The following is a 10,576-nucleotide window of genomic DNA, read 5'->3' as shown; positions in this document are numbered from 1 at the left end:
GTATACCTTTAATTGTTTTACCTATTTTATTAAAGGCCTTAGAAGCGATTTTAGTGTAGTCGTCATAAGACATTCCTCCAGGTCTGGCGTAAGGGATAAATAAAATTTCGTTAGCAGATTTAAAATGACTACGTAGGGCGTCCAAAAGATAGTCTAAATAGCCACTGCCATGGACCGTAGATGTACTTGCAATTAATAGTGATTTCATAGTGTAAAAATAATCCTAAATACCAAGATAACCCAAGCTCAATGTTGTTGAATTTAACAAAGTTTTATTAGCCAAATTTTATGAGAAGTGAATATAATCAACGAACTTTATAAATCAATAACCAAATATGAAACATATAATTACAATTGTACTCTTTGCTTTAACACTCACAACGTATAGCCAAGACATTGAGCGTGTGCAAATTAACGGCAGAATAGCCGTTACCACCCAAGATAAAGAAGGCGTAGCTGTCTATAATACCTCATCTAATAAAGGTACGGTTACGGACAAAAACGGAGAATTTACCATAAAAGTTGCGCTTAATGATCTTATTCAATTTAGTTCTCTACAGTTTAAAGATTTTGATGTAAAGATTTCAGAAGAAATAATAACGTCTAAAAAGCTTACAGTTATCTTAGTAGAAGAGGTTAATAAATTAGATGAAGTTGTTATTTTACCTTTTGGTTTAACAGGAAATCTAAATGCAGACCTAGAAAATGTAAGAACCTATAATGTTAGTTTAGATGATGTTTATTTTGGCTTAGATCATTTGGAAGACTTTGAGTTTTCACCAGATTTTAAAACCAAAGCAGATAACTTGGCTTTTAATGAAAACAACCCAAGAGTAGAGCATATGCTTAATGTCGTAAACCTTGCAGAGTTTGTTGTAAGGCAAGTGGCAGATATAGATAAAGACTACCCTGTAGATCATAATGCTAATAGCATACAACAAACACCCTTTAAGCAAGCCTTAGATAAATATAGTATGAACTATATTCATGTAAATTTTAATATTCCTTTAAAAGAAGTAGACAACTTTATAGCGTATGTAGAACGTAAAGGAGTGGACAAGAAACTTTTACAAAAGGATAAAGAACTACAATTTTTAGAGCGTATTACGCAATTAAGTAGATCTTTTCTAAAAATGAATGTTGAAAAGAATTAGGCTTTTTATTTACTTAGTTACGCTATTTTCTTTTTTTTTGGTAAATGCCCAAAGGAAAGAACTTAAGGGTAAACTCATGGCCAATGATGAGGTAGAAGGGTTACACATTTTAAATAGAACAGCTTCTAGTTATGCCATATCAGAAGATGATGGAAGTTTTAGGATTAAAGCCAAAGCCTTGGATACCTTGCTAATTTCTGGTTTAAAATATGAAACTACTACTCATATTGTATCGCAATTACAAGAAGCGTCAGGGCAATTGTCAATTCAACTGATTGAAAAAATTAATGCCTTAGATAAAGTTATAGTTGGAAAAATCTTAACCGGAAGTTTAGAATCTGATTTAGAGAATTCAGATGCCAAAACTGAGATCAATTTTTACGATTTAGGAATCCCAGGAAACACAAATTTACCTTTAACACAAAATGAACGTAAACTCCATGATGCAGAAAGTGGCGGGCCAATATACACAGGTTTAGGGCTTAACGTTCATAAATTACTTAATAGAATCAGTGGCAGAACAAATAAGCTCAAAGTAATTGTAGATCTAGACAATAGAGATAAATGTATTACTAGACTGAGAACAAACTACGAATCTATTATTTTTGAAAACGTTGACTTAGACGAAAACCTTAAGGTAGAATATTTTTTATTTTGCCAAGAGGACGCCCAATTTTTAAATCTTTGCAATCAAAAAAATGAAATAAAATTAATAGAATATCTACATCAAAAACTTAAAGATTACCAAAAAAATAGAGCATCTTTAAAGAAAGACTAATTTTGGAATGTTTTTTGGTTCCCCTTAAATTCACAATTATTCTAGTATGAAAGCATTATATCTTTTACTCTTATTTTATCTTACACCACTAAATATATCACAAGATATAAAGCATGAGTATTATGTGAGTGTTACTAATATTGAGTATGTTAAGGATCAACAAGCACTTCAAATTATCAGTCAAATTTTTATAGATGATTTCGAAAAGTTGTTGCAACAACGGTACGACGAAAGCATTACACTAGCACCAGACAATGATGCTACAACCATAGATAAATACATTAAGCGCTATTTAAACGATAAGTTAGAGATAGCGGTAAACGGACAACCTGTAACTTTAAATTATTTAGGTAAAGATTATAAAGACGATATTACGTATTGCTATTTAGAAGTTGAGGGTATTTTAAACCCTAAAACAGTTGCTGTAACAAATACAATTTTGTTTGATGTTTTTGAAGAGCAACAAAATATATTAAGAATAAAAGGTCTTAGTAAAAATAAGAGCTTTCTACTCATCCCTGGTAATGATAATTGCATGTTAAACTTTAACTAAAATTATGTTAATGCAACTCATTTGAGTAATTTTATGCAGCATTTTTAAACAACACTATTTATAATGAAAATCTTCAAGTATTTCTTGGTAGCAATACTATTTGTATCTGCAAGTACCTCTGCACAAAATGAGATTGAGCCAGTGCGTAAACCTGGTCACACTAATCAAAACAAATTCAAGCAATTATACGATGAATTTGCAACTCCAAACATGTTTAGGACTGGTTCTGGTGCACCTGGTCCAGCCTATTATCAGCAGCAAGCGGATTACAAAATGGATATAGAGATTGATGACGTAAATGCTAGGCTATACGGAGACGAAACTATTACCTATACAAATAATTCACCAGACGAATTAAAATATTTATGGGTTCAGTTAGATCAAAACATGCGTGCTAAAGATTCTAAAACCCCTCTAATCAATAGTACAGGTATTGGTCCTGCTACATCTGCATCTAGAGCAACATCTACCTATTTAAAAGAACGTTTTGATGGCGGTTTTAATATAGAGCACGTAAAAGATGTTAATGGTAAAGACTTACCACATACTATTAACCGTACTATGATGCGTGTAGAATTGCCAAAAGCAATGAAAACAGGCGATAAGTTTTCTTTCAGTATTAAATGGTGGTATAATATTAACGATCACGTTAAAGACGGTGGGCGTTCTGGTTATGAGTATTTCGAAGAAAATGATAACAGAATATATGTAATGGCTCAGTTCTATCCTCGTATGGCTGTGTACAATGACGTAGAAGGTTGGCAGAATTCTCAGTTTTGGGGACGCGATGAGTTTGCTTTACCATTTGGTGATTTTGATGTGAACATTACAGTACCTGCCGATCATATTTTAGACGGTACAGGATATCTTACCAACAGAGAAGATGTCTTTACAAAAGAGATGATGAAGCGCTATAAAAAGGCTAAGAAATCTTTTGATAAACCTGTAATGATTGTAAACGAAGAGGAAGCTCGTAAAACAGAAAAAACTAAAAGTAAAGACAAGAAAACGTGGAAGTTATCTGCACAAATGGTTAGAGATTTTGGCTTTGCTACATCCCGAAAATTTATTTGGGATATGATGGCGGTTAAAATAGGTGACCGAGATGTTATGGCCGTTTCTATGTATTCTAAAGAAGGAAATCCACTATGGGAGCAATGGTCTACAAGAACCGTAGCTAGTACTTTAAAATCATATTCGCGTATGACGTTTGATTATCCGTATCATAAAGCCATTTCTGTGCATGCACCAATGGGAATGGAGTACCCTATGATTTGTTACAATTTTGGTCGTCCAGATAAAGATGGTAACTATTCAGACAGAACTAAGTACGGAATGATAAGTGTTATTATACATGAGGTTGGTCATAATTTCTTTCCTATGATAGTTAACAGTGATGAGCGTCAATGGACATGGATGGACGAGGGGTTAAATACCTTTGTGCAATACGTAGCAGAACAAGATTTTGGGGAGTGGAATCCAACAGCATTATCTACAGAGCACGCTAAGTATCCGTCTCGTAGAGGTCCTGCAAAAAATATTGTGAGGTATATGGGTGGAAACCAAGATTATATTGCGCCAATTATGACTAAAGGTATAAACACCTATCAGTTTGGAAGTAACGCTTATAGCAAGCCAGCAACAGGTTTAAATATTTTGCGCGAAACTATAATGGGACGAGATCTTTTTGATTATTCATTTAGAGAGTATGCTAACCGTTGGATGTTTAAACACCCAACACCAGAAGATTTTTTCCGTACTATGGAAGATGCATCTGCAGTTGATTTAGATTGGTTTTGGAGAGGGTGGTTCTATACTACAGACTACACAGATATTGGTATAAAAGAAGTTAAGAAATATGCCGTTACCAGCAATCCAAATGAGAATGGTAGAAAATTAGCAGAACGCTATAATATGAATCCCAGTGACTTAGTTTATTTTATTGGGGAAGGTGACGAAGGTTATGATGATGCTTTAAACTCTAATGTAGCTATTGAAGAGTTGCCTACCGTAAAGGAATATATTATGGATAACTTTACACCAGAGCAACAAAAAACTATGAAGAAATCTCCTAAATACTTCTATCAAGTTACTTTTGATAAACCAGGTGGATTAGTAATGCCTTTAATTGTGCAGTACGAGTATGCAGATGGTTCTAAAGAAAAAGTAACCTACCCAGCGCAAATTTGGAGATACAATGATAAAGAAGTTAGTAGAGCAGTAGCTAGTGATAAAGAAATTGTGGCTATTACTGTAGATCCAGATTTAGAAACAGCCGATATTGATACAACTAATAATTCTTGGCCAAGAGAAGCTAAAGAAAGCGACTTTAATAAGTTTAAGAACAAGGTGAAGAACTAAGTTTAGTAATTTAACTAAACAATTCTAAGATAATAAGCCGACACTTTAACGAGTCGGCTTTTTTTATTAAATAAAGTCGCTATATATTTGCAATGTGATACAATTAAATACATTATTATTTATTGGAGGTACAGAAGTCGTATTTATACTATTTATTGTGGTACTCGTTTTTGGTGCTGATAAACTACCAGAAGTTGCCAGAGGCTTAGGAAAAGGCATGCGTACTCTAAAGGATGCAACTAATGATATAAAGCATGAAGTAACTAAAAGTGCCAATGATAGTAACTTAATTGATACAGATGCCGCCAAAGATATTCAGAAAGAAATCAATAAAATTAAAGATGATGTTGAAGATTTTTCTGGTTCAATCAAAAGAAATCTCTAAATCATTTTTTTTCTACTAATAGTAAGACCATCTCGGATAGGAAATATAACGGTCTCAATACGATCATCAGTTTTAAGTAACGTATTATAGTCTAAAACAGCTTTTGTAGAATTGTCTTTAGGATTTAGCTTCTCAACAACTTTTCCATGCCACAATACATTGTCTGAAAGTATAATCCCGCCAGGATTTAATTTGTCTATAATAAGATTAAAATAGTTGCTGTAGTTGGGTTTGTCTGCATCAATAAAAACTAAATCAAAGGTATAGTTTAACGTTGGTATAATGTCTAATGCAGATCCTGTATGCTGTATGATTTGATGTCCAAACCCAGATTTATCAAAATATTTACGCTGAAAATCAACAAGCTCTTCATTAATATCAATTGTGTGAAGCGCACCTTTAGACTGTAAACCTTCTGCAAGACAAATTGTGGAGTATCCTGTAAAGGTTCCTAATTCTAGGACGGATTTTGGGTTTACGAGTTTAGAAATCATGCTCAAAACTCTACCTTGGTAAGGGCCGCTAAGCATTATGGGTTGCAGGACTTTTTGGTAGGTTTCTTGTGTGAGTTGTTGTAACAATTCTGGTTCATTTTCAGAATGATCAACAATATAGTTATCTAGTTTTTCGGGTAGAAAGTACATAGTTGTTACCAGACCTTTCAGGTTTTTAAAACCTTAAAGGTCTTAATTGCGTTAATTTAAGATCCGTTTTGTCAATTTATCTTTCGCCTTTTGGTCATCACCACACAGCCATTGTATTACATTATCTTCCCAAATAGCATCGCTCTCATCTTTTGTAATTATTTTACGATCAATGGCTAAGTCTAAAATTTTACCAGGATATGAGGACTGTTTTTTACTCTCCATTTCACCTAGAGGATAAGGGTCATCTAAACCCATAAGTACTTGCTTAGAAGTCTGGTTTTTTATGAGTAGCTCTAAACCACCAGTATCGTGTACTAGCGTATCAAAGAAAATATTTTTGTGTCCCACAGCTTTTCTAGGATGTTCTTTATCCTCAAATAAATCTGGACGGCCATCAAAACCTTGTATACGCCTCCCTAAGTTAATCTGTGCTAACTGGCCACCATGTGCAAAACAGACACGCATGTTAGGAAATTTTTCATAATATCCATTTAGAGTTAAAAAATGATAGGCATCTGCACATTGAGCAAGCATCCAAATAAGATGAAAACGCCAAGATGTATTTTCTAATTTTATAAATTTCTCACCATCATAAGGGTGGATTTCAACGGCAAGATTATATTTATCTGCAAGCTCAAAAATAGGTTCATTCTCTTCGTCAAAAATACAACGCCAAGTCCCTATAGTATCCATGTAGTGCGTTGGTAGGCATAAAAGCTGAAGACCTAATTCTTCAACACAACGCTCTATTTCCCAACAAGCACCTCTAACAAATCCTGGATGTACAACAAAACCACAGGTAAATTTACTCGGATTGTCGTGCTGAATTTTTGCATTAAAATCATTTTGAAACCGCAATGCCTTCTTCATTTCTTCTAAACGTAAACCATTACCATATAACTGAGAAAGGTTTAAAACTACAGCATGGTCAATATTAAAATGCTCCATCCAGGCTAATTTTTCATTTAAGAAAAAACTAGAATCTGTAATTGGTCTATTCCAATCTTTTTGAAGCATGAATTTTCGATCCTTATCCACCCAAAAAATACCTTTGTCTCGCATAAAATCTGGTATTTCTTCAGGATAGGGCAGAAGGTGAGAATGACCATTTATACGCAGTTTAGCCCTGTCTAACTTCCCTAAAGGGGAAGCATTATTTTGATAAATATTACTCATAGTTAGTCTAGCTTTCTTCCATCTGGTAAGTTAATCCCAATAATTATTTGGTGTGCTTTTTACTTTTTAGCACTTTTTTTCTTCATTTTATGATAGCGATCAAAAATAGCAGGCATATCTGTTTCAATATTGTTTAGCGTAAACTCTTCTTCATATTCTAATTCTCCATTGTCTTCAGAATACCATTGTAATTTGTCTTTTACGCCTTCTGGTCTCGGATATTCTATAACTAAACCCACTGTATTTGGGCCTCTACGTGGCGAATGTGGAATTTTTGGAGGTAGTACAAAGATGTCTCCTTCTTTAATATTAATGTCTTTGGGTATACCTTCATCTATTATTTTTAGGACAATATCACCTTCAATTTGGTAGAAAAATTCTGGTGTTTCGTTGTAATGATAATCGGTACGACTATTTGGCCCACCAACAACCATAACAATAACGTCAGCATCTTTCCAAACCACTTTATTACCAACAGGTGGCTTTAATAGGTGACGGTTTTCTTCTATCCAAGCTTTAAAATTTATTGGCGGATATAGTTTACTCATTATTAAAAAGCCCTTTTTAATTTCCCTAAAGGGGAAAAACTCAAAGCGGGAATTTGAGTTAATTATTTAATTTATTTTAAGCACTCTTTGTGCGATTTTTAGTCACTTCCTTCTAGGAAGGTAAGGATAAACCAAATTGTGCAACTTTATCGTCCTCTAAAATCGCTTCAGTTTCAGTTTTAACTTTATCTAAGATGTCATTTATAGCGTCATTGGTTGAAATTATCCCATCAGCTAACATATTGAAAATGGCTTTATCTTGGGCACGACCTCTTAACATAGCTTCTCTGTAACCAATATTTTCATTAAAGGTAACCAAACTATACTTAGAAGAATAATCGTCTGGAAATTGCTTCTCAAGTTCCATTTCAATTTTTCGTTTTTCTTGGAAAATAGCCTGACCAACATGATCCTTCATCTCATGAAAATTATCAATGGCTAAATCTGCAATGGCATCAGTATCTTGCTTTCTTGTTTTGTTATATTCTGAGAATACGGTTTCCCAGTCGCCTTTATGTGTATCTAAAATAGAATCAAATTCTACAACATCTTCAAAGGAGGCGTTCATTCCTTGGCCGTAAAATGGTACAATGGCGTGTGCGGAATCTCCCATTAAAAGTGTGTTGCCTTTGTAATTCCAAGGTGAACATTTTACCGTACCCAAAGGTGCCGTTGGGTTGCTAAAAAAGTCTTCAACCAAATTAGGCATAAGCTCTAAAGCATCTGGAAACTCTTTCTCAAAGAATTCGGTAACAATCTCTGGAGTCGTAAGGTTATTAAAATTATAGTCACCTTCGTCATAACTTAGGAATAACGTAACCGTAAAACTACCATCTAAATTTGGTAAGGCAATAACCATAAAGTCACCTCGTGGCCAAATATGAAGTGCATTTTTGTGTGTTTTATAACTGCCATCTTTAGCTGGTAGAATACTGAGTTCTTTATAGCCATGTGTTAACCAATGTTGCGAAAAACTGAATAGAAATTTTTTCTCTAAAAAGTAGCTTTTGCGTAGTGCAGAGCCTGCACCATCTGTGGCTATGATACAATCTGCATCTTCAATAAACTGATCCTTTGTATGGTAGTCTTGAAAAAGTGCTGTGGTCTTTTCAAAATCTACCGATTTGCATTTTTTATTAAAGTGAATTTTTACATTCTCGTGTTTTTCGGCTTCATTAAGTAACAAAGCATTTAAATCGCCTCTAGAAATTGAATTGATATATTCATAATCCCTACCACTGTAATTAGATAAAAACGTATTACCTTCTTTATCATGCAGCATTCTGCCATGCATAGGGATGCAGAGTTCCTTTACTTTGTCTTCTATACCTACCAATTTCATGGCTTTATTACCACGGTCAGAAAACGCAAGGTTAATAGATCGGCCAGCTGAGATCTCTGTTTTACGTAAGTCTGGGCGCATTTCGTATACAGTGACGTTATAACCTCTTTGTCCCATGCGCAGCGCTAAAAGACTTCCGCAAAGACCTGCTCCAATAATTAGTATGTTTTGTTGTTTGTTTTCCATATTTGTCATTACTGCAAAGGCAGGAATCTATTTTATAATAGTGGATTCCGCATCAAGTGCGGAATGACAAGTTAGTTTAATATTTTCTTTAGTTTATCAACCATCAGGTATACATCTTCAAACGAATTATATAAGGGGACAGGTGCACAACGAATAACATCTGGCTCGCGCCAATCACAAATGACTCCTGCTTTAGTCAGTTTATGGTGTAATTGTTTGTCTGCATTTAAAACCTGGATGGATAATTGGCAACCACGTTCTTTTGGGTTTTCGGGCGTCATAATTCTAATAACATCTTCGCCGAGATTTTTTAGCAAATATTCAAAGTAGCCTGTTAGCTTTTTAGATTTTTTCAATAGGTTATCCATTCCAACCTCATTAAACATATCTAAGGATGCTTTTATCGCTGCCATGGATAGTATTGGTGGATTACTCAATTGCCAACCTTCAGCACCAGGTAATACATCAAACTCGTGGCGCATATTAAAGCGTGTTTCTTTATTATGACTCCACCAACCTGTAAATCGGTTGAGGTTTTTGTCGTAAGCATGCCTTTGGTGTACAAAGCAACCAGATAGGCTTCCAGGTCCTGAGTTAAGATATTTATAGGTACACCAAACAGCAAAATCTGCACCAGAGTTGTGTAAATCTAAATCTACATTTCCGGCTCCATGGGCGCAATCAAATCCAACCTTACAGCCATAACTGTGTCCGAGTGTTGTAATGCGTTTTAAATCGAAAAATTGACCAGTGTAGTAGTTAACTCCTCCAATCATTATTAACGCAATCTCGGACCCATGCGTTTTTAGAATCGTTTCTAAATCTTCATAATTTAGTAATTCTTCATTGGTTCTAGGTTTCCAAAGGATAACACCTTCTTTATCATCGTAACCATGATGACGTAATTGAGATTCTACGGCATATTTATCTGAAGGAAATGCATCACTTTCAATCAGTATTTTATAACGCTCATTGGTGGGTTGGTAAAAGGAAGCCATCATAAAATGAAGGTTTGCCGTCAATGAATTCATTGTTACCACTTCTATAGGTTTTGCACCTACTAATTTGGCTGAACTTTCCGTTAAAAACTCATGATACGGTAACCACGGGTTTTTAGCATGTATATGTCCTTCTACACCAAGGTGAGCCCAATCTTTTAACTCTTGATTAATATAAGCTTTAGTAGATTTAGGTTGCAAACCGAGTGAGTTACCACAGAGATAGATGAGTTCGTTTCCATTTTCATCCTTTGGAATATGAAATTTTTGCCTATAAGTGGCTAATTTATCTAAAGTATCTTGCGCTTTGGCGTAATTTAGACCAAGTTGATAGTCGGACAAAATGAGAGTGATTTTCGGTTAAACATACCAAACCAAGTCTAAGATGTTTACTTCTATTTGGTACTAACAAAAATAGGGATTTAAAAGCAAAAAAAAGCGCTTTGAA

Annotated in this window: 11 protein-coding genes; 5 read left to right on the top strand and 6 right to left on the bottom strand. The window is 34.5% G+C overall.

Annotation, left to right across the window (positions count from 1 at the left end; genetic code table 11):
* The coding region (locus Q0800_RS06485) for a Type 1 glutamine amidotransferase-like domain-containing protein (protein ID WP_299128433.1) at positions 1 to 208 on the bottom strand (208 nt) is incomplete at its 3' end.
* Between the two features lie 127 nt (positions 209 to 335).
* On the opposite strand from Q0800_RS06485, the gene Q0800_RS06480 reads away from it, so the two are divergent.
* The 5 genes from Q0800_RS06480 (at position 336) to Q0800_RS06460 (ending at position 5,231) form a co-directional block, all read left to right on the top strand.
* Positions 336 to 1,154 carry a carboxypeptidase-like regulatory domain-containing protein gene (locus Q0800_RS06480; protein ID WP_299128432.1) on the top strand — a complete coding sequence of 273 codons (819 nt, stop codon included), beginning with the start codon at positions 336 to 338 and terminating at the stop codon, positions 1,152 to 1,154.
* Positions 1,138 to 1,932: a hypothetical protein gene (locus tag Q0800_RS06475; RefSeq protein ID WP_299128431.1), complete on the top strand. Its 795-nt coding sequence runs from the start codon at positions 1,138 to 1,140 to the stop codon at positions 1,930 to 1,932. Before Q0800_RS06480 ends, Q0800_RS06475 begins: the two co-directional genes overlap by 17 nt.
* 46 nt (positions 1,933 to 1,978) lie before the next feature.
* Positions 1,979 to 2,485: a DUF6702 family protein gene (locus Q0800_RS06470; protein ID WP_299128430.1), complete on the top strand. Its 507-nt coding sequence runs from the start codon at positions 1,979 to 1,981 to the stop codon at positions 2,483 to 2,485.
* A gap of 63 nt (positions 2,486 to 2,548) precedes the next feature.
* Positions 2,549 to 4,846 (top strand): M1 family metallopeptidase, encoded by a 2,298-nt coding sequence (locus tag Q0800_RS06465; protein WP_299128429.1) that lies wholly within the window; start codon positions 2,549 to 2,551, stop codon positions 4,844 to 4,846.
* A 94-nt stretch (positions 4,847 to 4,940) separates the two neighbouring features.
* Positions 4,941 to 5,231, top strand: coding sequence for a twin-arginine translocase TatA/TatE family subunit (locus tag Q0800_RS06460; RefSeq protein ID WP_299128428.1), 291 nt, complete (start codon positions 4,941 to 4,943; stop codon positions 5,229 to 5,231).
* On the opposite strand, the gene Q0800_RS06455 is transcribed toward Q0800_RS06460, so the two are convergent.
* The 5 genes from Q0800_RS06455 to kynU all read right to left on the bottom strand — a co-directional run bounded on the left by Q0800_RS06455 (position 5,228) and on the right by kynU (position 10,470).
* On the bottom strand, positions 5,228 to 5,875 hold the full coding sequence (locus tag Q0800_RS06455) for an O-methyltransferase (RefSeq protein ID WP_299128427.1): 648 nt from the start codon (positions 5,873 to 5,875) through the stop codon (positions 5,228 to 5,230). The two genes, Q0800_RS06460 and Q0800_RS06455, sit on opposite strands and share 4 nt — an antisense overlap.
* Positions 5,876 to 5,926: 51 nt before the next feature.
* Entirely contained in the window at positions 5,927 to 7,054 is a 1,128-nt protein-coding gene (locus tag Q0800_RS06450; protein WP_299128426.1) for an amidohydrolase family protein, read from the bottom strand.
* 59 nt (positions 7,055 to 7,113) lie between these two features.
* The gene (locus Q0800_RS06445) at positions 7,114 to 7,602 is read right to left on the bottom strand and encodes a 3-hydroxyanthranilate 3,4-dioxygenase (RefSeq protein ID WP_299128425.1); all 489 of its coding nucleotides are present in this window, start codon (positions 7,600 to 7,602) and stop codon (positions 7,114 to 7,116) included.
* A gap of 112 nt (positions 7,603 to 7,714) precedes the next feature.
* Entirely contained in the window at positions 7,715 to 9,130 is a 1,416-nt protein-coding gene (locus tag Q0800_RS06440) for an NAD(P)/FAD-dependent oxidoreductase (RefSeq protein ID WP_299128424.1), read from the bottom strand.
* 71 nt (positions 9,131 to 9,201) lie between these two features.
* On the bottom strand, positions 9,202 to 10,470 hold the full coding sequence (gene kynU, locus Q0800_RS06435) for a kynureninase (protein ID WP_299128423.1): 1,269 nt from the start codon (positions 10,468 to 10,470) through the stop codon (positions 9,202 to 9,204).
* Between the last annotated feature and the right edge of the window lie 106 nt (positions 10,471 to 10,576).

The sequence above is a fragment of the uncultured Winogradskyella sp. genome, assembly GCF_937958655.1.
Classification (GTDB): Bacteria; Bacteroidota; Bacteroidia; order Flavobacteriales; family Flavobacteriaceae; genus Winogradskyella.
The sequence above is the reverse complement of the archived record's forward strand: the minus strand, read 5'-3'. Positions and strand labels throughout refer to the sequence as shown.

Bases quoted from the DNA above. Each gene is read 5' to 3' on its own strand.
- Q0800_RS06465 (WP_299128429.1), top strand. From the start codon at position 2,549: ATGAAAATCTTCAAGTATTTCTTGGTAGCAATACTATTTGTATCTGCA.
- Q0800_RS06470 (WP_299128430.1), top strand. From the start codon at position 1,979: ATGAAAGCATTATATCTTTTACTCTTATTTTATCTTACACCACTAAAT.
- Q0800_RS06440 (WP_299128424.1), bottom strand. From the start codon at position 9,130: ATGGAAAACAAACAACAAAACATACTAATTATTGGAGCAGGTCTTTGC.
- Q0800_RS06455 (WP_299128427.1), bottom strand. From the start codon at position 5,875: ATGTACTTTCTACCCGAAAAACTAGATAACTATATTGTTGATCATTCT.
- Q0800_RS06445 (WP_299128425.1), bottom strand. From the start codon at position 7,602: ATGAGTAAACTATATCCGCCAATAAATTTTAAAGCTTGGATAGAAGAA.
- Q0800_RS06475 (WP_299128431.1), top strand. From the start codon at position 1,138: ATGTTGAAAAGAATTAGGCTTTTTATTTACTTAGTTACGCTATTTTCT.
- Q0800_RS06450 (WP_299128426.1), bottom strand. From the start codon at position 7,054: ATGAGTAATATTTATCAAAATAATGCTTCCCCTTTAGGGAAGTTAGAC.
- Q0800_RS06480 (WP_299128432.1), top strand. From the start codon at position 336: ATGAAACATATAATTACAATTGTACTCTTTGCTTTAACACTCACAACG.